This window comes from Clostridium sp. ATCC 25772, from assembly GCF_001573875.1.
Taxonomy (GTDB): Bacteria; Bacillota; Clostridia; order Clostridiales; family Clostridiaceae; genus Clostridium_J; species Clostridium_J senegalense.
In genome coordinates this window covers 1-23,894 of record NZ_LFRG01000033.1, presented here as the reverse complement: position 1 = coordinate 23,894, position 23,894 = coordinate 1, and the positions used below count along the sequence as shown (strand labels likewise).

The window sequence follows — 23,894 nt, the reverse complement described above, 5'->3', positions numbered from 1 at the left end:
GGAGAATAGTTATATGGATGAAAATAATAAACATAAGCATACACATAAGAATACAAAGGCTGTAGTAAATAGACTTTCACGAGCAATAGGACATTTAGAATCTGTAAAAAGGATGGTTGAAGAAGGTAGAGAGTGTAGTGAAGTATTAATACAGGTTTCTGCGGTAAAATCAGCAATAAATAATATTGGTAAAATTATTTTACAAGATCATATTGAAAATTGTGTTGTTGATGCCATAGAAACAGGTGATGATAAGGTACTTAAAGATTTAAATAATGCAATTGATAAGTTTATGAAATAATATACAAAGGTGAAGATATAAACTTAAGGAATAGTAAATGAAAATTTATTAAATTTACTTATAATAAAAATAGAGTAGGACTTAATTTATTATATTAAGTTCTATTTTGTCATAAAAAATTAGGTCTAGGTATTTTAAAAATATACAATTGATATAAAGTAAAATCTTAATATGTTTTTTAAATTATTATTAGATTTTATAAATATTAAAGGTTTTATTCAAAAATTAATGGGGTATAACTAAAGGAAAGTAACTTTGTATGTGAAAATACTATATATATGTTTTAAAACTTAAGATTTCTTAAGAAATTTTTATAAATACTGTAAACTCTATTTTCTAAAATATATTTATCACATAGAAAAAGGGGTAAGTTTTATGGAAAATATATTTAAAAATATCTTAAGAATTACTATAATAATTTGTGGACTTTTTTATATAGTTATTTATTTATCTGTAGGATTATATGATTTAAATTTAGAAGGAATTAATCTGAACTTAAAAAGTAACCATTTGTCAGAGCAAAAAAAGATTATTAATAAAGATACAGAGTTAATGTTAGTAAATTATGAATATGGTTTAGATGAAGAGTATAAACCTAAAGATTTAACTATACCTAATATAGAGTTTACAGATGAAGCTACAGATGAGGAGAAACATGTATCAGGAATTATTGTAAAGCCATTAGAAGAATTAGTAAATGAAGCTAAATTAGATGGAATAACATTACTTGGAAACTCGGGATATAGGTCGTATAAATTACAAAAAAAGACTTATGGAAGTAGGGTAATGTGGGAGGGCAAAGAAAGTGCAGATGATTATGTAGCTAAACCAGGATTTAGTGAACATCAAACAGGTTTATGTATAGACATTACTAATGAAGATAGATATTTTGTAAAAGGAACAAAAGAAGCTGATTGGCTTGAAAAAAATTGTTATAAATTTGGATTTATTATAAGATATCCTTATGGAAAAAAACATATAACGGGAGTAGAATATGAACCTTGGCATATTAGGTATGTGGGTAAAGAAAATGCTAAGTCTATTTATAATAATGAAATTACCTTAGAAGAATACTTGAAAAATAATCATATATATGGAGGATTAAATGAATAATAATATTCTTGTAGTAGATGATGAGAAGGAAATAAGAGATTTATTAGAAATAAATCTTAAAAATGAAGGGTATACTGTATTTAAAGCAAGTTGTGGAAATGAGGCCTTAAAAATATTGAATAGGGAATATATCAGTCTAATAGTTTTAGATATAATGATGCCAGGAATGGATGGTCTGGAAACTTGCAAAAAGATAAGAGAAAAATATAATATGCCCATTCTTATGTTAAGTGCAAAATCTGAAGATATAGATAAAATACAAGGAATCATGACTGGTGCTGATGACTATTTATGCAAACCATTTAATCAGTTGGAACTTACAGTAAGAATAAGAGCATTACTTAGAAGAGCATACTTTCTAAATGCTAAATTGCAAAATTTAGAAGATGTGATAAGAATAGAATCAATGATCATAGATAAAAACAAACATAAAGTAACTATAAATGATAAAGAAATAAATTTGACAGCAAGGGAATTTGAAATTTTATATTTGTTAGCTAATAATAAAGGAAGAGTTTTTAGTGCGGAAGAAATTTTTGAGAAGGTGTGGAAAGAAAGGTATTATCAGTCAAACAATACGGTTATGGTACATATGAGTAGAATAAGAGATAAAATAGAGGAATATATGGAAGGCAATAAGATAATTCATACAGTATGGGGAGTTGGTTATAAAATTGAGAAATAAAAGACTATATAAATATCGCTTATCTTCATTAGGAGATATATTAATGTCTTCAATATTAACTTTAATAACAGCATATATTATAAAAATATTTTTAAATTATTTATATGTAGAATTTGATAATGATTTTGCTTATTATTTTTGGTTCTTTTGGAGAGTGCTTAAGTATGAGATAGTAGGAGTATATATTAATTTTATAGTAGGATTAGTTTTATTTTTAATTTTCTATTTAATTATAACTTATAAAAAGGATAAAAATTTTATAGCTATTATACAAGAAACTGAAACAATGGCTAATGGAAATTTAGATAAGGAAATACATATTGATGGAAAAGGAGATATTAAAAATTTAGCAGACAATATAAATGATATATCTAAACAACTTAAAAATATAACAGTAGCAGAAAGAAATGCACAAAAGACTAAAAGTGATTTAATAACTAATGTCTCGCATGATTTAAGAACTCCTCTAACTTCAATAATGGGATATTTAGAACTTATTGATAATGATAAATATAAAGATGAAGTTGCACTTAGGTATTATGTTAATATAGCATATGAAAAGTCGAAGAGTTTAAATGTACTTATAAATGATTTATTTGAACTTACTAAAATGCAAAATAATACTATTAATATACATAAGCAAGATATAAATTTAGTTGATTTATTAGGACAGGTAGTAGCTTATTTTGAGTACCAATTTAAGAGTGCAGAAATGGAATCAAGGGTTGATTTTTCAGAAGATAAGTTGGTAGTAAGTGCAGATGGAGATAAATTAGTAAGAGCATTTGAAAACTTATTGTCTAATGCGATAAAGTATGGAAAAGATGGCTATTATATTGATATAAAAACAAAAGCTGAAGAAGATATGGCTGTAATTCAAATTATAAATTATGGTCAATCAATATCATCAATAGATCTCCCTCATATATTTGATAGATTCTATAGGGTAGAAAAGTCAAGAAATAGTAATATAGGCGGGTCTGGATTAGGCTTAGCTATAACTAAAAATATCATTGAATTACATGATGGAATGATATGTGCATATAGCGATGATGAAAAAACTATATTTGAAATTAAATTACCAATAAAAAACTCTACGACAATTTAAAATGTAGAGTTTTTTATTTTTTATTTAAAACTTTAAAATTAATATAAATTTAATATGGTAGGTAAAGTTTATTTTGATAGAGCTGATTTTATATATAAAATTACAATACTTAAGATAATTGGAATTAGGAAAAATCCACGTAAGGAAATGGAAGTTATGTGATATAATCAATTCAAGTAAAAGATTAGAAAGGTAATGTAAAGAATGAAAAGTAGGATTTATACTATGCTAAGAATATTAAATTTTATTTTACTTATTACGTTTTTATTTTTATTTAGAAATGAGAAAATAATGAGTAACTACTATATAAAGTTAGTCTTTTATTTAACAATTGCTATAGCGGGAATTTATGCAATTAAAGATATTTTATTAAAAGTTAAAGAGATATTAAAAGAGTGTTCTAAATATAGGTTTTTTAGAATTGTATTTTATATATTTCTTACAATATTATTTATGTATTTTCTATTTAGTAATCTAATAAATATGATATATCATGTTAAATAGCATTAAATATTATCTGGTAAAATTAACAGTAAAATAAAAGTTTTTTTAACTAGGTATTAATTATAAAGAAATTTAATAAAGAACTCTGCAATATAAAATGTAGAGTTCTCTATTTTTTATTTAAAACTTTAAAATTAATATAAATTCAACTCAAAACCATTTTATGGAATAAAAGTTGACAAATTTTAAGATGTATAATATTATTTTGATTATAAAATATTTTGATTATCAAAATAATTTTTGTAAAAGGAGATTATAATTATGCTTTTTAAAGGATTAAAAATAGGTGATTTAGTAGCGAAGCTACCAATTATACAAGGTGGAATGGGAGTTGGAATTTCATCATCGTCTTTAGCAGCAGCAGTTGCAAAGTGTGGAGGAGTTGGAATTATTTCTACGGCCCAAATTGGATATGACGAAGATGATTTTGAAAAAAAACCAATAGAGGCTAATTTAAGAGCTTTAAAAAAACATATTTTAAAAGCTAAAGAAGAGTGTAAAAATGGAATAATAGGAATTAATATAATGGTGGCAACAAGATATTATGAGGAACATGTAAAAGTAGCATTAGAAGCTGGAGTTGATCTTATAATTTCTGGTGCAGGAATACCAAGAAATTTACCTAAACTAGTGGAAGGATATAATGTAAAAATAGCGCCTATTGTATCAAGTGTAAAAGCTGCAGAATTGATATTAAGAGTTTGGGATAAAAAATATAATAGGATTCCAGATATTATTGTTGTAGAAGGTCCTAGAGCAGGTGGACACTTAGGATTTAATAATGAAGAGCTTGAAAATATAGAAAGCTTAGATTTTAATAAAACAGTTAAAGATATTTTAGAGTTAAAAAGAACTTATGAAGAAAAATATAAAAAACATATATCTATAGTGCCAGCTGGAGGAATCTATAGTGGGGAAGATATTGCAAATTATCTTAAATTAGGTGCAGATGGTGTACAAATGGCAACAAGGTTTGTTGCTACAAAGGAATGTGATGCTCATATAAATTTTAAAATGGCTTATGTAAATGCAAGAAAAGAAGATATAGGAATTGTTAAAAGTCCTGTAGGTATGCCTGGTAGAGCAGTTAAAAATGATTTTATTTTAAAAGTTTCAAAGGAAAAAGAAAAAATAACAAGATGTTATAATTGTTTAATACCATGTGATCCAACTAAAACCCCATATTGTATATCAAAAGCTCTTATAAGTTCAGTAAAAGGGAATGTAGATGACGGATTAATATTTATAGGAGATAATGGATATAAAATAGATAAAATAACTACAGTTAAAGAGTTAATGGATGAATTAGTTGAAGGAATAGAAAGAGCATAAAGTATTTTAGAAATTAATTTATAAATTGATTTAATATGTATTAAAAGCTTGTAAAATTTAATTTTATAAGCTTTTATTAAGTTAATGGTATAAATTTTAATTTACTATGGAAAGTGATTTTATATAGGGTTCTAAGTTGGTATTTAAAATCATGTTTAATATAGACAAAACAAAATAAAAGTAATATAATCATATTAGATATTTAGATAATTGTCTAAATATCTAATATGAAATAAAGAATAAATAACAGGGGGATTAACAATGTTAAAGATAAATAATTTATCTAAAGCTTATATTGGTGGAAAAAAAGCAGTTGATAATGTTTCAATTCAAGTTGAAAATGGCGAAATATTTGGATTTATAGGTCATAATGGTGCAGGAAAAACAACAACTATAAAATCTATAGTAGGAATATTAGATTTTGAGGAAGGGGATATCCTAATAGATAATATTTCTATTAAAGAAAAGTCTTTAGAATGTAAAAAAATTATGGCATACATACCAGATAATCCAGATTTATATGATGCTTTAACGGGAATTCAATATTTAAATTTTATAGCTGATATATATGGAGTAAGTAAAAAAGAACGAGAAGAAAGAATAAAGGAATATAGTGAAAAATTTGAAATAACAACTTCATTAGGTGATTTAATAGCATCTTACTCACATGGAATGAAGCAGAAACTTGCTATAATATCTGCATTAATTCATGAGCCTAAACTTTTAGTACTAGATGAACCTTTTGTTGGTTTAGATCCAAAAGCTGCGCACACATTAAAAGGTATAATGAAAAAGCTTTGTTTAAATGGACATTCTATTTTCTTTTCAACTCATGTTTTAGAAGTAGCAGAAAAACTTTGTGATAAAATTGCAATTATAAAAGGTGGAAAAATTGTAGCTAATGGACCTGTAAATGAAGTTAAAGGAGATAGTTCATTAGAAGATTTATTTATGGAGTTGGTTGATAATGAGTAATTTAATTGCACTTATAAAAGTAGACTTTTTAAATTTAACAGGTATAAATAAGCTACTAAAAGAAACTTCAAAAAAAGAGAAAAGTAGAATAATACTTATGTTTTTAACTGTTGCTATAAGCATTGGAATGGTAGTTTTTATTGCCTCTAAATACTTTATGGAAATAGGAAAGCTGTTAAGTACTGTTGGAGGATTAGAAATTTTATTATATTTTGGAGTTATTGGGAGTACTGCTCTTATATTTTTCACATCATTATATAAAGCACAGGGATTTCTTTTTGGTCAAAAGGATTTTGACTTTTTAATGGCATTGCCATTAAAATCATATACAATACTTTTAAGTAAACTTCTCAACTTAGTAGTTATAAATTATTTGGTAGAGATTATAGTAATGGTTCCACCAGCTATAATTTATTTTATAAATAGTAATTCAAACTTTTTAAATGTTATAAGTTTCATTATACTTTTTATATTTGTACCATTTATACCAATAGTAGTTGCATCTATAATAGCTTTTATAATAAGTTATGTTTCATCAAGAATGAAATATAAAAATTTAGCAACAATAATAATGAGTTTTATAGCAGTAATATTATTTATGGCAATATCTATGAATTTAGATAATAGTATTAGTCCAGAAGCATTAGATGTGAATGGTATTTGTAATATGCTTAAAAAAGCGTATCTACCATCTTACTACTTTACTTTAGCAATAAAAGATTTAAATTTTTTATATGCTTCTAATTTTATATTACTTTCTATAGCAGTATTTAGTTTATTTATATATGTATTTAATAAAAGTTTTAAAGTTATAAATTCTAAACTTATGGAAACTTATAAAAAAGATAACTATAAAATGAAGGACTTAGCTGAGTCATCTCAATTAAAGGCATTAATTAAAAAAGAAATGAAAAGATATTTTTCAAGTAGTGTATATGTTTTAAATACTTTTTTTGGCATAGTTCTTTTAACAATAGTGTCAATAATAGCTTTGTTTTTCGGACAGGATCAATTAATGAAAATTTTAGACATTCCAGTAGCTAAGGACCTTATTGGAAATTTTGTAATAGTAATCATGTCATTTTGTGTAGTAATGACATGCACAACTTCATCTTCAATATCTTTAGAAAGTAATAATTTGTGGATATTAAAGTCATCTCCTATAAGAACAATAGATATATTTAAAAGTAAAATTATCTTTAACTTAAGTCTAATTTTACCAGCTGTAATAATAAATTCGGTATTATTAGCAATAGCATTTAAAGCAACATTAATTCAGTTGCTATGGTATTTAATAATACCTACATTATACGGAATTACAGTAGCTATAGGAGGGCTTATTATAAATTTATATTTTCCAAAGCTTGTTTGGACATCAGAAACAGTAGTAGTAAAGCAAAGTTTAAGTTCATTTTTAGGAGTAATGCTTGGTATGGTTATTGTAGTTATACCGGTTATTAGCTTTATATTTTTAAAAATTAAAAATATAAATATATTTATTAGCATTTTAGCTTTAGTTTTGATATGTATTATATTTATTTTATGTAATATATTAAAAAATAAAGGTGTTGAATTATTTAATAAATTATAATACTATATATAGAGACTTTAAAGGTGGAATTTTATGCAAGACATATAGAAAAAATAATTAATATATAAGTGTATTAATTTATTATTTTTTTATATATCAAGTGTATAGTGGGTTTAAAGGAGGATAATGTGCCTCCTTTAATTTGTTTTATAACACTATATTTACATTTATAAATAATTATATAATAAGGAGAGTTTTAATGGAAAATATATTATTTGAAGATTTAAATCTAGATGAACATATATTAAAAGCTTTAAAAAATTTAGGTTTTAATAAACCGTCACAAGTACAAGAAAAAGCAATACCATATCTTTTAAGAGGGGAAGATATTATAGTTAAATCCCAAACTGGAAGCGGAAAAACTGCAAGTTTTGGTATACCTTTATGTGAGAAAACACAGGTAGAAAATTCAGTAGTACAATCATTAGTATTAGTTCCAACAAGGGAATTAGCTATGCAAGTTAAAGAGGACATATCTAACATAGGAAGATTGAAAAAGGTTAGAGCAGCAGCTATTTTTGGTAAACAACCTTTTAACGATCAAATAAGAGAATTAAAACAAAGAGTACATATTGTTATAGGAACTCCAGGAAGAGTAATAGATCATATTAATAGAGGAACATTAAAAATAGATAACATAAACTTTGTTGTAATAGATGAAGCAGATAAAATGCTTAATATGGGTTTTATAGATCAAATAAAAGAAATTTTAAATGAGATACCTAAAGAAAGGGTTACTTCATTATTTTCTGCAACTATTGAAAAGGAAATTGAAAATTTAAGTAAGAATTATATGAAATCTCCAGAAGTTTTAAATGTTGAATCTAAAGTATTAAATAAGGCTAAAATAGAGGAAAGCTATTTACACGTTGAAGACAAACAAAAATTTAAAGCTTTATGGACTAATATCTACAGTGAAATACCGGATAGTGCAATAGTATTTTGTAATACTAAGGATAAAGTTAAGTATGTGTATGGACTTATGAAAAGAGAAGGATTTTTAGTCGAAGAGCTTCATGGTGATATGCTACAAAATGAACGTATGCAAGTTATGGAAAAATTCAAAAACAAAGAGTTTAAAATTCTTGTTGCAACAGACATAGCAGCAAGAGGTATACATGTAGATAGTATAACCCACGTGTTTAATTATGAAGTACCAATGGAAAAGGAAAGTTATGTGCATAGGATAGGAAGAACTGGTAGAGCTGGTAAGGAAGGAAAGGCAATAACTTTTGTTGATAATTATGAAAAAAGATTTTTAAAACAAATAGAAGAATATGTAGGCTATGAAATAAAAGAGGGAGAATTCCCAACTGATGAAAAAGTTAGAGAAGGAAAGAAAAAGTTTAAAGAAAGTCAAAATGATTTAAAAGATAATAAAAAGAAAATTAGTAAAGAGACTATACATAGTGATGTTGTAAAACTTTATATAAATGGTGGAAAGAAGAAGAAGATAAGAGTAATAGATATAGTTGGAGCTATAAGCAATCTTGAAGGAATTACTGGTGATGACATTGGTATAATAGATGTTCAAGATGGATGTTCTTTTGTTGATATATTAAACGGAAAAGGAAAAAAACTTTTAAGCAGTTATAAAGAAATATCTGTAAAAGGAAAAAAGGTTAAAATTCAAAAAGCTAAAAAATAATTAAATTAAAAAGAAAACTTTGATAAGCTGGTATCTATAGATAAGACACTTTTAGTATTGTGTACAGTCTATAATAGGTACCAGTTTATTAAGTTAGATTATTTGTCAATTTTTTTAAATAGGTTTACACCAGATAATACACATAATATTGCTGAAAATCCTAATCTTGCCCAATCCATAGACAGCCATAAATCTCCACCTAACACTACATCAGGTGAAGTATCAAATTCATCAACATAAATTCCCATATTCCAAAACAATTTAGTACTTTTTTGGATTACAATTGTTTAGAATAAATAATTTTAATATAAAAAAAGCAAGGGAGCTTTGCAGTTTTAACAAAAGGTTAATTTTAAATAGCTCCCGTTGCTACTATAAGAATTTAGTGTTAAAGAAAATATTTTTATTACTTACAAAACTAACTTTTATATCAGGGTTATAATATAAAATGAAAACTTCATTTAAAATGGTTTCTATAGGAGAAGAAAGTTTAATTGTATTTTTAGAGAAAAGAACTTCACTATAAACTACAATGACAACTTGTCCTATAAAATCTAATATCTCTATAGGCAAGTAGTATTTTGTAAGCAAACAGCCTTTAAAATACATATTATTATAAAGTGCAATATAAAATAAATGTGCAACATCTTCTTCTGTGAAAGAGGAAAATTCAAAATTAATTTCTGTATTAGAAGAATCGAACACTCTAACATATACTGTTGTATCTTTTAGATTATAAAACTTTGGAAGTATTGCTCTAATACACTTTGCTATATTGTCATTACAATTTACAAATACATTTATAAGATATATATTATTTTTCAAGAATATAGGTTCTTCTATTTTAATATATGAGTAGTTACCAATTGCAAAAGTAAGTTTTTGTTTAAGAATATTTAAATCTTTTTGAAAAGCATTTTCTAGCATACTAACACCTCTATGGTATGAAGTTACTAAGGGATAAAACTTAGTATATTATAAAATACTTCTACAAAACTACTCTGTAAAGTATAAAATTAATCATAAAATAGTTTATTATGGTCTTTCAAATTGACATTAAATTTATTTATTTCAGAACTTGAATACATAAAATAGTGATAAAAGCTTGTAATAATCTAAATTTAAATTAGAGCTTGTTTCACTATAAAATATGGTAAGTTAAAATATAGTTCTGTACTTTAATATATGTGAAAAACGGATAAGTTGGCACTTAAATTTAAAAAAATATATTTACATAAAATAAGATAAAACATAAAATATTACAATAAGGCATTGGGATTGTATAACATATTGAAAAATAATACATTAAAGTAAAATATATTAATTACTTTAAATAGAGAATGTTAACATTATTTGCAATGAAAAAATAATTATTTAACCGGTTATTGTTGATAATTTAAATTTTATAGTATAACATTTATGTAGTAACTACCAAAATGTTCAATTAGTAAATTAAAAGTAGGTAAATAGATTTGAAATTTAACTTTTAATAATTTTATTTATCTTTATCAAAAGGTTGGTTTAAAGTGAAAAATTATTTTGTTATTTAACAATGTAATAAGTTTACAGACCTATATTTTGTTAATATTACTAAAATTAAATATAGAAATATAGTGAGGTATTAAAATGTCAAAAATATTAGTATTAGCGGAAAAACCTAGTGTAGGAAGAGATTTAGCTAAGGTTTTAAAATGTAATTCAAATAAAAGATCATATATAGAAGGAAATAAATATATAGTTACTTGGGCTTTAGGTCATTTAGTAACATTAGCATCACCAGAAAGCTATGATGATAAATATAAAAGCTGGAACATGGAAAACTTACCGATGCTTCCCAATAAAATGAAACTTGAAGTTATTAAGAAAAGTTCGAAACAGTTTTATGAAATAAAAAAACTTTTAGGAAGAAATGATATAGAGTCTGTAGTAATTGCAACAGATGCAGGTCGTGAAGGTGAACTTGTTGCAAGATGGATACTTGATAAATGTCACTATAGAGGATCCCTTTCAAGACTTTGGATAAGTTCTCAAACGGATAAAGCTATTTTAGATGGTTTTAAAAATTTAAAAAATGGAAAAGAATATGAAAATCTTTATAAGGCAGCAACAGCTAGAGCAGAGGCTGACTGGGTTGTAGGATTAAATGTTACAAGAGCATTAACTTGTAGATATAATGCATCTCTTTCAGCAGGAAGAGTTCAAACTCCTACACTTGCAATGATTGTAAATAGAGAAAATGAAATTAAGCATTTTAAACCAAAAGCATACTATACAATAAATGGGAAATGCAATGGGTTTAATTTAACACATGTAGATAGTAAGAATAATTCTAGAATATTTGATGTGAAAGTGGCAGAAAGTATAGTTGCTAAAACAAATAAAGAAGAAGGAACTGTAGTAGAAGTTAAGGAAAGTGCTAAAAAGAATTATGCACCTATGCTTTATGATTTAACAGAACTTCAAAGGGATTGTAATAAAATATTTGGATATTCGGCAAAACAGACTTTATCTATAATGCAAAGACTTTATGAAAATCATAAAATATTAACATATCCAAGAACAGACTCAAGACATATAACAACAGATATAGTTCCAACATTAAAAGATAGATTAAAATCTGTTTCTTTTGGGAATTATAGAATGTTTTGTGATGATATAATAAGAAAAGGTATTAAAGCTAATAAATCTTTTGTAGATAATAATAGAGTAAGTGACCACCATGCTATAATTCCAACGGAAGAAAGAGTAATTATCTCACATTTAAGTAGTGAAGAACGCAATGTGTATGATTTAGTTATAAAAAGATTCTTATCTGTAATGTTGCCGCCGTTTGAATACATTCAAACAACAGTTGATGTAAATGTAAAAGGCGAAAGATTCTTAGCTAAAGGTAAAGTTGTACAGTCTAAGGGATGGAAAGCTGTATATGATAGAGAAATGGATGATGACAAAGAGGATATAGATGATTTAAGAGAGCAAATGCTACCTAAATTTGAAAAGGGTGAAAAAGTTAAAATTTTATCTGTGGACATGAAAAAAGGAGAAACTAAACCACCTGCAAGATTTAATGAAGGTACATTGCTATCTGCTATGGAAAATCCACAAAAATATGTTCATGTAGATAAAAATGCTGCTAAGACTTTAGGTGAAACAGGTGGAATTGGTACTGTTGCTACAAGAGCTGATATAATAGAAAAATTATATAATATGTTTTATATTGAGAAAAAAGGTAAAGATATAATTCCTACATCAAAAGGAATACAACTAATAGATTTAGTTCCTGAAGATTTAAAATCACCACTTTTAACTGCGCAATGGGAAAGTGATCTAGAACTTATAAGCAAGGGTAAGGCTAATGATAAAAAATTTATAACTTCTATGAGAGATTATGCAACTAAACTTGTTGGAGATGTAAAATCAAGTAGTGATAAATTTGTACATGACAATGTTACTGGAAGTAAATGTCCAAAATGTGGGAAATATATGTTAGAAGTAAAAACTAAAACTGGTGTTATGAATGTATGCCAGGATAGAGAATGTGGACATAGAGAATCTATAAGTAGAACAACAAATGCAAGATGTCCAGAGTGTAAGAAAAAGCTTATTTTAAAAGGACATGGAGAAGGACAAATTTATGTATGTTCTGGTGCAAACTGTAACTTTAGAGAAAAAGCTTCATCATTTAATAAAAGATTTGATAAAAAAAGTGATAAAGTTAATAAAAGAGATGTAAATAATTATATGAAGAAGATGAAAAAAGAAGCTGACGCACCAATAAATGATGCTTTTGCAGGATTAATGGATTTATTTAAAGAATCAAATAAATAGGATTAGAATAAAAAACAAGTGAAATAAAAGGTATGAAATAGTGTAAAGAAGACTAGAGCTTTAACTATTTCATACCTTTTCTATGTAATTATAGTGGATTTGTTTACTATATTATATAAATTATGTAAAATATAAGAAGGTTTAATGTTATTATTCTTATTTATAATGTTGTGATATGTTTAAATATTTTGTAAAATATCATAAATTTATTATTTTAGGGGGAAATTTAATGGAAAATAATTCGGAAGTAGTTTCTTGGAAGAAGATTATAACCATATTATTTTTAGGATGGACTATTATTTGGATTAGTAGAACAGTTTTAAATCCTGTTTTACCCAACATTAAAGAGGGGTTAAATGTTCAATCTGATTCAAGATTAGCATTAGTATTTAGTTCTTATTTTTTAGCTTACACTTTAATACAAATACCAGCAGGTATAATGTCAGACAAATATGGGGAAAAGAGAATTTTAATACCAAGTTTTATTATTTTTGCAATAGCTAGCTTTTGTATGGGATTAGCACCTTCAATAGAAGTTATGTATATTGCTAATTTCTTTTGTGGATTAGCTAGTGGTGTATTTTTTGCTTGTTCCTACTCTCTTTCAATAAAAAATATTCCGTTAAATAAAAGAACTTTTTCAAATGCAGTGATTAATAGTGGTACGGCTATTGGTATGGAAATTGGGATGATAGGATCTACATTCTTAAGTATCTTAGGTTTAAAGTGGAGAACACTATTATTTATTACTAGCGCAATTATTGTAATGGTACTATTAATTTTTATAAAATTTTTACCAAACAATACACCAATAGTGAAAAAATCAAAAAGTGAAGGAACTTCAAAAACTTCATTAAAAACTATTTTAAATTTAAGATTAATAGCTGTTTCATTTGTTTACTTTTCAATTTGTTATGGATATTACATGATGGCTACTTGGTTACCTAATTTTCTACAAGCTGAACGTGGATTTGAAGGGATGATGGTGGGGTACATTTCTGCTGTAAGTGCATTTTCGGCATTACCAAGTGCAATATTTTTTGGAAAAATTTCTGATAAATTTAATAAGTATAAATTAAAAATAATAGTTTATCTTATTATACTTTCGGCAATCGCACTTTATGTCAGTGCGCAGGCTAGTTCAAAAGTAATATTATTGATTGGATTAATTTGTTATGGCTTCTTTGGAAAACTTGCAATAGATCCAATTATTGTTTCTTATGTTGCAGAGATTACAGAACCAAAGAATTACGGATTAACTTTAGGGATATTTAATTTCTTTGGAATGTCCGGTTCAGTACTATCCCCTTATATAACAGCAGTAGTTTGTGATTTAACAGGTTCAAAAGTAATAGGTTTTTATCTATCTACAATATTAATGATGTTAGGAGCTTTAATTTTATGGATTAGTAGTAGAAAAAGAAAAAGTAATAAGTTGAATAATGCATCTATTTAAAATTAGATAGTAGTATATAGAAAAAGTATAGGTGTAAAATTAAGTTTAAAAATTAGAAAATCGTAGTGGGAAGAGTAATAATAAAAAAATTTAGAATGTTAATCTGTGAAATTTTTAAAGAAATTATAGATATATTTTATTGAACTAAAATTTTAAGAATACTTATCATAGGTATTGAATTACATTTATATACATTATAATATAACTAGGGGTTTAAGGAATAGGGGGGAGTGTAAATGAAAAAAATTTCAGTAATTATTATTACAATGTTCTTATGTGTATTTTTAATAGGTTGTGAAGAAGAAAAAATTACAGAAGAAATGTATAATGCTTATTTAAATGAAAATGTTAAGGCATTAAATTTAGAAGAAGTTGATGATTTTTCAAATTTAGGCTTTCTAGATTCAGATATGAAAAAATCAGATTTGATTTTAATAGGTGAAGGCCATGGAACTAAAGCTAATTATTCTATTAAGATGAAGTTTTTAAAGTATATGAGTAAAAATTTTGATTTAAAATATCTATTGCTTGAAGGTAGTTATGTTAATAGTATAAAAATAAATAGATATTTGGATACAGGTGATGAAAAGCTTTTAGATGATATATATTTTTCAAATAAAGAGGACTATGAATTTTACAAAGAATTATATAAATTCAACTCAAGTTTAGATAAAAAGGATAGAATTATCACTTTAGGCATAGATGCAGCAACAACTGATGAAACATTAAATTATCTACAAGAAGAATTATCTAAAATAAAATTAGATAGCAAAAGTAAACAACATCTTAAGAAAATTATAGAAATTAATAAAATAAGTACTGAAGTAGCAAATAATAATAGCGTTAATAAGGAAGATTATAACAATGTAAAACAATCCATATTAAAGCTATATGAAGAAATGAATGGTTATAAAGATTATTATAAGAAAAATTTAAGCAAAGAAAATAATAGAGATTTATTTTTAGTATTAAATTCAATATACAATACTCAAAATGCTATTAATTTTGATGATGAAAATAAAAATTTAGATGAGATATTAAGCAATATTACTAATATTAGAGACAATATTATGTATAACAATTTTAAAACAATATCAAAATATTTTAATGAAGGAAAATATTTTGGACAATTTGGCGGACAACATTGCTATACTGCTTCAGGGATAAACTTATCAGATGAGTTAAAAGAAAATGAATCTTTTAGTACGTTAATTAATGAAGATAATAATGTTAAAATGATCACTATAATGACATTATATGAAAACTGCAATCACTATTTAAATGGTGTAATTAATTACACAGATTATAATAATAACAATATAATTGAAAAACACATAAATACTGATAACTCCATAATTAAATTAAATGGAGAAAAATCACCATACTCAAAAACTTTAGATCAAAATTTATTAATTGGAGATGAAATTATATTGGATAATGATAAAGTAACAACAGACTATTTTCAATATATAATTCTAGTTAAAAATTCACCACAAGTAGACCCATTAGAGTAAAGATAATAAATGTGAATATTAAATAAAAAGGGCAAATATATCTGTCCTTTTTATTTAATAACATAATTAATTAGGAATAAAATAAATTTTGCATTAGTTATTTTTTACTAGCTTATGTATACTAAGACTTATTATAGATGATAGAATCATTGAAATCCATCCTATTAACCAATATGAACCAAATTTACCTTTAATTAAATCTATTAAAATACATACCACGGACACTGACAAAGTAGCTAATCTAAGAAAATTTAATAATTTATTTTTTCTCACTATAATTCCCCTTAATTTTTAAAATCAATTAATATATAGTACGGAATTTAAATCTATACATATATATTTATAATTTGTATATATTAAAAAATATAATCATTTTTAAATTAGAGTATTTCAACATATCTCTTTGCATAATGGCTACATATTAATTGTATAATCATAATAAAAGCTCCACAACTGGCCAGTATAGATTCCTTTGTTAAAATTAAAAGTATTCCTAAAAACATAATGTATATTGAGCATATGTAATTTTGTCTAATCATAATTTTAGTGAAGTTTTCTTTGTTTGTAACTATATATTTTTCTTTAGAAATGCCATATAAATTGCTAGATGAGGCTTCTTTTTTTATAAGAGTTTGGACAAACATAATAATTCCTAAAATAAAAAAAATTGCCCCTATAATTAATGAAATCATATTTTTCATCCCTTTCCACAATAGTTATTTATATACTAATTATAACATTATTTAACATACAGTTAATAATTAAATAAAATATGTTATTTTAGATAATAAAAAATAAGTATAAAAAATAGTAAAAAATAAAATAAATAGTATAGCGTTATTAAAAGAAATGTGATATACTTTTTAAAGAAAAAAGTATTTTTGATTAAAGTATTATACTATATTGATATTTTGAAAATAAATAGTGTTTAACATTTTTAGTGATATATACATAATTTAAAATAGATTTACCTTTAAATATAAATTATATTAGTGTTGGAGGAAAGCGTATGAAAAATTGTTTGATAGCTCAATCAGGAGGTCCAACTTCTGTTATAAATTCAAGTGTAATAGGTGTTTTTGAAAAAAATTTAACATATAAAAAATTTGATAATGTGTATGCAGGTATAAATGGGATTGAGGGTATATTAAATGAGAATATAGTAAATTTATCTGAAATTGATAAAGATATTGTTTGTAATCTTAAATATACTCCATCATCAGGATTGGGATCTTGTAGATATAAATTAGAAAATGCTAATAGTTCTAAAGAAGAGTACATAAAATTATTTGAATTACTTTCTAAATATCATATAGATACATTTTTTTATATCGGTGGTAATGATTCTATGGATACAGTAAATAAATTAAGCATTTTCGGAAAAGAGATAAATTCTAATATTAAGTTTATAGGAATACCTAAAACTATAGATAATGATTTAGATGTTATGGATCATACACCAGGTTTTGGTAGTGCAGCTAAATTTATAGCAACAACGGCATTGGAAAATAGTTTAGATGCTGATGTATACAACACTAAAAATGTTTTTATAATTGAGTCTATGGGAAGAGATACAGGATGGTTAGCTGCAAGTGCAACTATTGCAAGAATAAATAATAAGCCAGTAGTTGATTTTATATATATACCAGAAATGCCTTTTGATAAAGTAAAGTTTTTATATGATGTGAAGAAAAAACTTGAAGTTAAAAATACAGTAACTATAGTTGTTTCTGAAGGGCTAAGAGATAGAGATGGGAACTTTATATCACAAATGAATTCCTTTGGTACTGATAAATTTGGACATGCTCAATTAGGTGGTGTAGCCAATTATCTTAAAAATTTATTAAAGCAAAGTGGTGTGAAAAAGGTAAGAGCAGTTGAATTATCTACACTTCAAAGATGTTCTATGCATTATGCATCTCAAAGGGATATAGAAGAAGCATATAATTTAGGAGAATTTGCTCTAGAGAATTGTGAAAACATAGAAAGTGGCTATATGGTTGCTATAAAAAGGGTGAATAATATTCCATATAAATCAGAAGTATTTACTTTAAGCACAAATTTAGTTGCAAACAAGGTCAAATACTTTCCGAAAAATTGGATTAATAATGAATGTAACAATGTAACTGATGAAGCTTATGAATATACACTTCCTTTAATATTTGGTGAACCTAAAATTCAATATGAGAATGGTTTGCCTAAATATGTGAAAATAAAATAGCTAACGAGATTTATTAAATGGTGCAAAACCTATAGCACCATACCTTGAATTTTATCCATATAAAAGCCAATGGGTTTAGTGCCCATTGGCTTTACTATTTAAGTACAATAGAGTATTATATAATTTTGAAAGATATAGAAATATAGTTAGGAGTGTTGTTAAATGGAAGTTAAATTATACCCAAAGGAAAAAAATGATAAATACGGTTATATAGATGAGTTGGGAAATTTAATTATAGATTATAAATTTGATTTTGCAGATGAATTTGAAAATGATATAGCTTTAGTAGAAATAGATGGGTTATGTGGATTTATAAATAGGGAAGGTAAGATAATTATAAATCCTAAATATGATGATATAAATTATTTTAATGAGGGTGTTGCAGTTGTAGAAATACATCATAAGTTTGGTTACATAGATGAGAGTGGAAATGAAATTATAAAACTTAAATATGAAGAAGCTAAAGGTTTTACACAGGGTCTTGGAAGTGTAAAATTACTAGGGAAATATGGGTACATAAACAAAAAAGGTGAAGTTGTTATACCTTTTTCTTATGATGACGCAAGTCAATTTGAAGAAGAATTGGCTTTAGTACGCAAAGGAGAAAAATTTGGATTTATAAATTGTAGTGGAGAAGTTATAGTGGACTTTATATATGATTTTGGAAGCAGTTTTAGTGATGGTCTAGCGGTAGTAGCTATAGATGACAAGTTTTTCTTTATAGATAAGAATGGAAAAAAAGTTTTTGATAAAGAATTTGAATTTGCCAATGGATTTAATGAGGGTCTAGCAGCGGTAAGTTATAATAATTTTTATGGTTTTATAGATAAAACAGGTGAATTTGCTATAGAAAATAAATATATATGGTGTGATAATTTTATTTCTCAGTACGCAGCTATATTTGATGGGGATAAGTATGGGTTTATAAATAAATCTGGTGAAATTGTTATACCTTGTAATTACGAAAATGTATTTGATTTTAATGAAGGATTATTCTCAGTACAGTTAAATGATAAATGGGGTTTTGTTGATGAAAGAAATCAAGTGATAATACCATTTGAGTATGACGAAGTAGAAAATTTTTATGATGGAGTGGCAAAAGTTATAAAAGATGAATCTGAAATGTATTTAAATAAAAAAGGTAATATAATTTAGAAAATCAATATTTGATATAAATTGAAATTTTATAAAATGCCGTAAAAAAGAAAATTTAAGAGTAATAAGATAAGCATTTGGTTAGTATATTATTAGAGATTTAGATAAATATTAATATAGAAATAGAGCAAAATAAATTTGCTCTATTTTTAAAATTAAGCACGACAAATATATTTATTACTTTAAAAATAAACAAATTTCAAAATAATCTTAACTTATTCTAAATTATTTGATAAAATTTATATTAATATATGATTATGATAAATTTATAAAGATTTTAGTCTTAGATAAATACATAATTGAACAACTAGAAGAATAATATATTAAGTATTTATTTAAAATAAATTATGTGATTAACGAGGCCAAAAATCTAAGTTTATTTTGAAGTTTTATTATCAATGATATAGGGAAACAAGCTCAAATTTAAATTTATACATCAAATTTTTGTTATCAGTTGAGAAAAATAAGTACAAATATAGTTAGTTAAGAATTATGAATTATGAATTTAGGATGAAAGTGGCAACCACTTTCTGAAAATGATTTAAAAAAATCTATCAATATAATTTGCTTTGCAAATTTATAAAAAGGTACGTTGGGGATTACTAGGAACGAAGTGAGTAGTAATAACCACAACTGTTCACTATTCACTCTTAACTAAAATAATCTGTTAGTTATTGATAAAATATTAATTTAAATTTTCTCATTTGATAAATGAATAAGTTTAAAATTTAATTTGGAATCCTATAGTATTTAAAAAGTTATTAACAAATTTAAAGATAGATAAACTTTAAAGGAGAGGTAATTTATGAAAAGTCCTAATTTAATATACGATACTGATAACAATGTAATACTAGATAAAGTAGACGTTACTGGCTACGTATGTGGAGAATTTGTAGAGTTTTCTACAAGTTATATTTATGAGAATAGAGGGGGAAATGATGTAGAGGCGGTATTTACATTCCCAATTCCAGAAACAGCAGTACTTTCAGGATTTGAGGCAAATATTGGTGGAAGAACTATAAAGACTACTATTGAAAGTAAAGAAGAAGCAGAAAAGATTTGTGATAAATTAAAAGAAGAAAGTTCTAATTTTTTATTAGAAGAAATTAATGCAAATGATTTTAAAATATCTATAGGAAAAATTATATCAGGAGAAACTATAAAACTTAAAATATCATATATAGAAGAATTAGAATATGAAGAAAAAAGTTTAAAACTTACAATACCTCAAATTGTTGAACCGATAAACATAGAAAATAGCAAGAATTTGATGAATGAAAATGATTATAAATGCTATTTAAATTTATTAGTTGAACCTTTTAATGAAGTAGAATTTGAAAGCTCAACTCATGATATAGCAGTTGAAAAAGGCGATGGATATATATATAAAATTTATTTTAATAAGACAGAATATTTAGATAGGGATTTAGTTATCTATATAACAGAAAAAGAATTAGAAGAAACAACAGGAATGATATATGAAAACCCTAAAGATAATAGTAATATATTGTATTTAAGATTTATGCCAGATATAGAAGAGGAAGAAGAAAATTTGGTACATGAGTATGAATTTTTGGTAGATATATCTAGTTCTATGGAGGGAGAAAAATTATTACAAGCTAAAAATGCTCTTCAAATATGTCTTAGAAGCTTAAATGATAAGGATACTTTTAATATAGTTGCTATGGGTGATACGCTTCATTATTTTAATGAAGGTGGAAAAGTCCTATATAATGAAGAAAACTTAATTTTAGCTTCAAAATTTATTGATAATCTTCAATGTGAAGATGATGCGCTAATATTTGAAGGTATAAAACATGGATTAAAAGATGACCATAAAGGAAAGGAAAATACTATATTACTATTTACTGATGATATAGTAGATGATGAAAAAGAAATATTAGATTATGTTGAAAAAGTTTGTGAAAATAGTAGAATATTTCCTTTTGGTATAGATGCATCAGTAAATACGTATTTTATAAACAAATTAGCTAGAATAACTTATGGTAAAGCAGAGTATATAAATGATAACAATAAAATTGAGGATACTATATTAAACCAATTTAATAGAATAAGGGGATTGCAAGTTACAGATATAAAATTAGATTTTGGAGATATGAATGTTGAAAAAACATATCCTAGAACTATAGAGTATATGTATGATGAGGAGCCATTTTCTATATTTGCTAAAGTAAGAGGAAAAGCAGAAGGGGTAGTTACTTTAACTGGAATGGTTGGAGAGAGGAGAGTTCAAAGAAGAGTTAGTTTAAATAACTTAGAGCTTGAAGAAAATGCAAATGTTATAGAAAAAGTTTGGTATAAAAAAAGATGCGATTCTATTGAACAAAGAATAAGATTTGAAAGAAGTGAAGTTTATAATTCTATGAAAAATAAACTTATAGAATTATCTAAAAAGATTGGAGTCTTAACAAGTAAAACATCCTTTATTCTTATAGAAGAAGTATATGATCCAGTTTTAAATACTGCATTTAAAAAATTTCTACCAGTTAATATAAAATATGAAGAAAGTGACAATATAGATGATTTTTGTGGAGTATATTACAGAAATTCTTTAAATAAAGATTTTTCAGAAGCTACTAGAAAAGAAATGATGAGGATTTTAGCATCTCATCAATTTGCAAGTGGAGCGTTCTCAGATTCAATATTAGATACTAGTGAGGATAAAATACTATATACAGCTAAGTCTATTATAGGATTCACTGAAGGAAAAGAAGAAATAAATATATATAAAAACCTATTAAATAAAGGATTATCATATATAGTTTATGCTTTAAATGATGAGATAGAAAATTATAGTGAAACTACAATTATCGCTTGTTACTTAGCCTTTAATCAATCGCTGAAAAGGATAATTATTAAAAATGATAAAAAATCTTGGGCGAAAAAATGGAATGAAACTTTTGAAAAGGAATTAATAAAAAGAAATATTGATATAAATAAAGCTGAAACCATATTAAAATCAAGTATAGAGAATGAAAAATTAGAGGACAATACTTTAAAAGGATTAATAGATCATTTGGTGTTAAAATAGGAATAAGTATAAAATAAGGTACTAAAAAAGTGCCTTATTTTTAGTTAAATATGTATTTTGTTGCAATAAGTTATGATAAATTACTATGAAAACACATTGTAAACCTAATATAAAAATGAGTTGACAATACTTTAAAATGATTGTAAACTTAAAATATAAATTAAAGTTTACGGAGGGGAATATGAAAATTACAGTTAAAGACATGATAATATGCGGGCTATTTGTGAGTATAACCGCACTTCTTGCACAGATAGCAATTCCATTGCCTTTTTCAACGGTCCCGATTACAATGCAGGTTTTTGCAGTGGTTCTAACTGGTGTTGTTTTAGGTAGCAAAAGAGGTTTTATATCACAAATAATATACATATTACTAGGTTCTATAGGAATACCAGTTTTTACACAGCTTAGTGGAGGTTTTCATTTAATAGTAGGTTACACTGGAGGATTTATTTTATCATTTCCCTTAATAGCTGCGTTAATGGGGTATATATCATACAAGACAGATAAATTATATTATATGATATTAGGTGTAATAGGTTCTATGATTATAAATTATGGACTAGGGGCTATGCAATATGCTTTTCTAGCACAAGTTACTTTAAAAGATGCATTAATAGTTTGTGTAGCGCCATTTATCGTAGTTGATATAATAAAGTACATAGCAGCAATTACAATAGGGTTAACACTAAAAAAAAGATTAAAATTATAGATTTAAGAAGTTATTGCAAAGCTAAATTCAATTTAGCTTTGCAATAACTTTTTTTATTATATAAAAGTTACTTTGTTCTTGATTAATTATTTATATACTGTCAAAGCTTTAGATAAGAATAGTCATTTTAGGAGGGATTTTATTTTGGCTAGACAGGCAAGAGTCAAAGCAGAAAATGCAATATATCATGTAAGAATAAGAGGATGCAAAGCAAAACCTTTGTTTGAAGATAATTATGATAAAGAAATGTTTATGGACAAAGTATCAAAAAGCATGGAAAAATATAAATTTAAGATATATGCTTACTGTTTAATGGATACGCATGTTCATCTTATAGTGGATTCATATGGTGGTGATATCTCAGTTATTATGAAAAGCATAAAAGAGAGATATACATTTTATTATAATAAGAAAAAAAGATCAAATGGAACATTATACAAAGAAAGATTTGAAAGTACCATAATAGAAGGTGATGGATATCTAATAGCAGCATCATTATATATTCATAGAAATCCAAAAGACATTATAGGTTATAGAAACACTCCAGAAACTTATAGATTTTCAAGTATAAAATCATATACAGGAGGTATGGATGAATTTAAAGTAGTGGATAGCGAATTTATATTAAGCATACTAAACAAATTTAAATATTTTGCTGTAAAAGACTATGTAAAATTATTTAATGATACTATGAATATTGAA

General features: G+C 25.3%; 20 protein-coding genes. 16 read left to right on the top strand and 4 right to left on the bottom strand.

Annotation, left to right across the window (positions count from 1 at the left end; all coding sequences use genetic code 11):
• Positions 1-13: 13 nt before the first annotated feature.
• From AZI32_RS12050 to AZI32_RS12010, 8 genes are all read left to right on the top strand, one after another.
• Positions 14-301, top strand: coding sequence for a metal-sensing transcriptional repressor (locus tag AZI32_RS12050; protein ID WP_242865299.1), 288 nt, complete (start codon positions 14-16; stop codon positions 299-301).
• Between the two features lie 375 nt (positions 302-676).
• On the top strand, positions 677-1,414 hold the full coding sequence (locus AZI32_RS12045; protein WP_061996078.1) for a M15 family metallopeptidase: 738 nt from the start codon (positions 677-679) through the stop codon (positions 1,412-1,414).
• On the top strand, positions 1,407-2,099 hold the full coding sequence (locus AZI32_RS12040; protein ID WP_061996077.1) for a response regulator transcription factor: 693 nt from the start codon (positions 1,407-1,409) through the stop codon (positions 2,097-2,099). Before AZI32_RS12045 ends, AZI32_RS12040 begins: the two co-directional genes overlap by 8 nt.
• Complete coding sequence (locus AZI32_RS12035) at positions 2,089-3,207, top strand: HAMP domain-containing sensor histidine kinase (protein ID WP_061996076.1); 1,119 nt, start codon at positions 2,089-2,091, stop codon at positions 3,205-3,207. The genes AZI32_RS12040 and AZI32_RS12035 overlap by 11 nt, the downstream gene beginning before the upstream one ends.
• Before the next feature lie 765 nt (positions 3,208-3,972).
• Positions 3,973-5,043 carry a nitronate monooxygenase family protein gene (locus AZI32_RS12025; RefSeq protein WP_061996074.1) on the top strand — a complete coding sequence of 357 codons (1,071 nt, stop codon included), beginning with the start codon at positions 3,973-3,975 and terminating at the stop codon, positions 5,041-5,043.
• A gap of 261 nt (positions 5,044-5,304) precedes the next feature.
• Positions 5,305-6,018 (top strand): ABC transporter ATP-binding protein, encoded by a 714-nt coding sequence (locus AZI32_RS12020; RefSeq protein ID WP_061996073.1) that lies wholly within the window; start codon positions 5,305-5,307, stop codon positions 6,016-6,018.
• Complete coding sequence (locus tag AZI32_RS12015; RefSeq protein WP_061996072.1) at positions 6,011-7,609, top strand: hypothetical protein; 1,599 nt, start codon at positions 6,011-6,013, stop codon at positions 7,607-7,609. The genes AZI32_RS12020 and AZI32_RS12015 overlap by 8 nt, the downstream gene beginning before the upstream one ends.
• Positions 7,610-7,817: 208 nt before the next feature.
• Positions 7,818-9,257 (top strand): DEAD/DEAH box helicase, encoded by a 1,440-nt coding sequence (locus tag AZI32_RS12010; RefSeq protein ID WP_082761237.1) that lies wholly within the window; start codon positions 7,818-7,820, stop codon positions 9,255-9,257.
• Between the two features lie 98 nt (positions 9,258-9,355).
• On the opposite strand, the gene AZI32_RS12005 is transcribed toward AZI32_RS12010, so the two are convergent.
• Positions 9,356-9,505 carry a hypothetical protein gene (locus AZI32_RS12005; protein ID WP_207710428.1) on the bottom strand — a complete coding sequence of 50 codons (150 nt, stop codon included), beginning with the start codon at positions 9,503-9,505 and terminating at the stop codon, positions 9,356-9,358.
• Between the two features lie 124 nt (positions 9,506-9,629).
• The gene (locus tag AZI32_RS12000) at positions 9,630-10,184 is read right to left on the bottom strand and encodes a hypothetical protein (RefSeq protein ID WP_061996069.1); all 555 of its coding nucleotides are present in this window, start codon (positions 10,182-10,184) and stop codon (positions 9,630-9,632) included.
• Between the two features lie 699 nt (positions 10,185-10,883).
• On the opposite strand from AZI32_RS12000, the gene AZI32_RS11995 reads away from it, so the two are divergent.
• The 3 genes from AZI32_RS11995 to AZI32_RS11985 all read left to right on the top strand — a co-directional run bounded on the left by AZI32_RS11995 (position 10,884) and on the right by AZI32_RS11985 (position 16,055).
• A complete protein-coding gene (locus AZI32_RS11995) occupies positions 10,884-13,085 on the top strand; it encodes a DNA topoisomerase III (protein WP_061996068.1) in 2,202 nt (733 codons plus the stop codon).
• 229 nt (positions 13,086-13,314) lie between these two features.
• Positions 13,315-14,541, top strand: coding sequence for an MFS transporter (locus AZI32_RS11990; protein ID WP_061996067.1), 1,227 nt, complete (start codon positions 13,315-13,317; stop codon positions 14,539-14,541).
• A gap of 236 nt (positions 14,542-14,777) precedes the next feature.
• Positions 14,778-16,055, top strand: a complete 1,278-nt coding sequence (locus tag AZI32_RS11985) for a hypothetical protein (RefSeq protein WP_061996066.1) — start codon at positions 14,778-14,780, stop codon at positions 16,053-16,055.
• Positions 16,056-16,148: 93 nt separating this feature from the next.
• Here the strand turns inward: AZI32_RS11985 and AZI32_RS11980 are convergent, their stop codons facing one another.
• Positions 16,149-16,328, bottom strand: a complete 180-nt coding sequence (locus tag AZI32_RS11980; protein WP_061996065.1) for a hypothetical protein — start codon at positions 16,326-16,328, stop codon at positions 16,149-16,151.
• A gap of 107 nt (positions 16,329-16,435) precedes the next feature.
• Positions 16,436-16,747 (bottom strand): hypothetical protein, encoded by a 312-nt coding sequence (locus AZI32_RS11975; RefSeq protein WP_061996064.1) that lies wholly within the window; start codon positions 16,745-16,747, stop codon positions 16,436-16,438.
• Between the two features lie 317 nt (positions 16,748-17,064).
• Between AZI32_RS11975 and AZI32_RS11970 the strand changes: the two genes are divergently transcribed.
• The 5 genes from AZI32_RS11970 to AZI32_RS11950 all read left to right on the top strand — a co-directional run.
• On the top strand, positions 17,065-18,276 hold the full coding sequence (locus tag AZI32_RS11970) for a 6-phosphofructokinase (RefSeq protein ID WP_061996063.1): 1,212 nt from the start codon (positions 17,065-17,067) through the stop codon (positions 18,274-18,276).
• A gap of 162 nt (positions 18,277-18,438) precedes the next feature.
• Positions 18,439-19,431: a WG repeat-containing protein gene (locus AZI32_RS11965; RefSeq protein WP_061996062.1), complete on the top strand. Its 993-nt coding sequence runs from the start codon at positions 18,439-18,441 to the stop codon at positions 19,429-19,431.
• A gap of 805 nt (positions 19,432-20,236) precedes the next feature.
• A complete protein-coding gene (locus tag AZI32_RS11960) occupies positions 20,237-22,483 on the top strand; it encodes a VIT and VWA domain-containing protein (RefSeq protein ID WP_061996061.1) in 2,247 nt (748 codons plus the stop codon).
• A 181-nt stretch (positions 22,484-22,664) separates the two neighbouring features.
• Positions 22,665-23,192 (top strand): biotin transporter BioY, encoded by a 528-nt coding sequence (locus AZI32_RS11955; protein WP_061996060.1) that lies wholly within the window; start codon positions 22,665-22,667, stop codon positions 23,190-23,192.
• 144 nt (positions 23,193-23,336) lie between these two features.
• The coding region (locus tag AZI32_RS11950) for a transposase (protein WP_206406636.1) at positions 23,337-23,894 on the top strand (558 nt) is incomplete at its 3' end.

What these genes read in the sequence shown, in the direction of transcription:
- AZI32_RS12050 (WP_242865299.1), top strand. Translation starts at nt 14, where the DNA reads ATGGATGAAAATAATAAACATAAGCATACACATAAGAATACAAAGGCT.
- AZI32_RS12045 (WP_061996078.1), top strand. Translation starts at nt 677, where the DNA reads ATGGAAAATATATTTAAAAATATCTTAAGAATTACTATAATAATTTGT.
- AZI32_RS12040 (WP_061996077.1), top strand. Translation starts at nt 1,407, where the DNA reads ATGAATAATAATATTCTTGTAGTAGATGATGAGAAGGAAATAAGAGAT.
- AZI32_RS12025 (WP_061996074.1), top strand. Translation starts at nt 3,973, where the DNA reads ATGCTTTTTAAAGGATTAAAAATAGGTGATTTAGTAGCGAAGCTACCA.
- AZI32_RS12020 (WP_061996073.1), top strand. Translation starts at nt 5,305, where the DNA reads ATGTTAAAGATAAATAATTTATCTAAAGCTTATATTGGTGGAAAAAAA.
- AZI32_RS12015 (WP_061996072.1), top strand. Translation starts at nt 6,011, where the DNA reads ATGAGTAATTTAATTGCACTTATAAAAGTAGACTTTTTAAATTTAACA.
- AZI32_RS12005 (WP_207710428.1), bottom strand. Translation starts at nt 9,505, where the DNA reads ATGGGAATTTATGTTGATGAATTTGATACTTCACCTGATGTAGTGTTA.
- AZI32_RS12000 (WP_061996069.1), bottom strand. Translation starts at nt 10,184, where the DNA reads ATGCTAGAAAATGCTTTTCAAAAAGATTTAAATATTCTTAAACAAAAA.
- AZI32_RS11995 (WP_061996068.1), top strand. Translation starts at nt 10,884, where the DNA reads ATGTCAAAAATATTAGTATTAGCGGAAAAACCTAGTGTAGGAAGAGAT.
- AZI32_RS11990 (WP_061996067.1), top strand. Translation starts at nt 13,315, where the DNA reads ATGGAAAATAATTCGGAAGTAGTTTCTTGGAAGAAGATTATAACCATA.
- AZI32_RS11985 (WP_061996066.1), top strand. Translation starts at nt 14,778, where the DNA reads ATGAAAAAAATTTCAGTAATTATTATTACAATGTTCTTATGTGTATTT.
- AZI32_RS11975 (WP_061996064.1), bottom strand. Translation starts at nt 16,747, where the DNA reads ATGATTTCATTAATTATAGGGGCAATTTTTTTTATTTTAGGAATTATT.
- AZI32_RS11970 (WP_061996063.1), top strand. Translation starts at nt 17,065, where the DNA reads ATGAAAAATTGTTTGATAGCTCAATCAGGAGGTCCAACTTCTGTTATA.
- AZI32_RS11965 (WP_061996062.1), top strand. Translation starts at nt 18,439, where the DNA reads ATGGAAGTTAAATTATACCCAAAGGAAAAAAATGATAAATACGGTTAT.
- AZI32_RS11960 (WP_061996061.1), top strand. Translation starts at nt 20,237, where the DNA reads ATGAAAAGTCCTAATTTAATATACGATACTGATAACAATGTAATACTA.
- AZI32_RS11955 (WP_061996060.1), top strand. Translation starts at nt 22,665, where the DNA reads ATGAAAATTACAGTTAAAGACATGATAATATGCGGGCTATTTGTGAGT.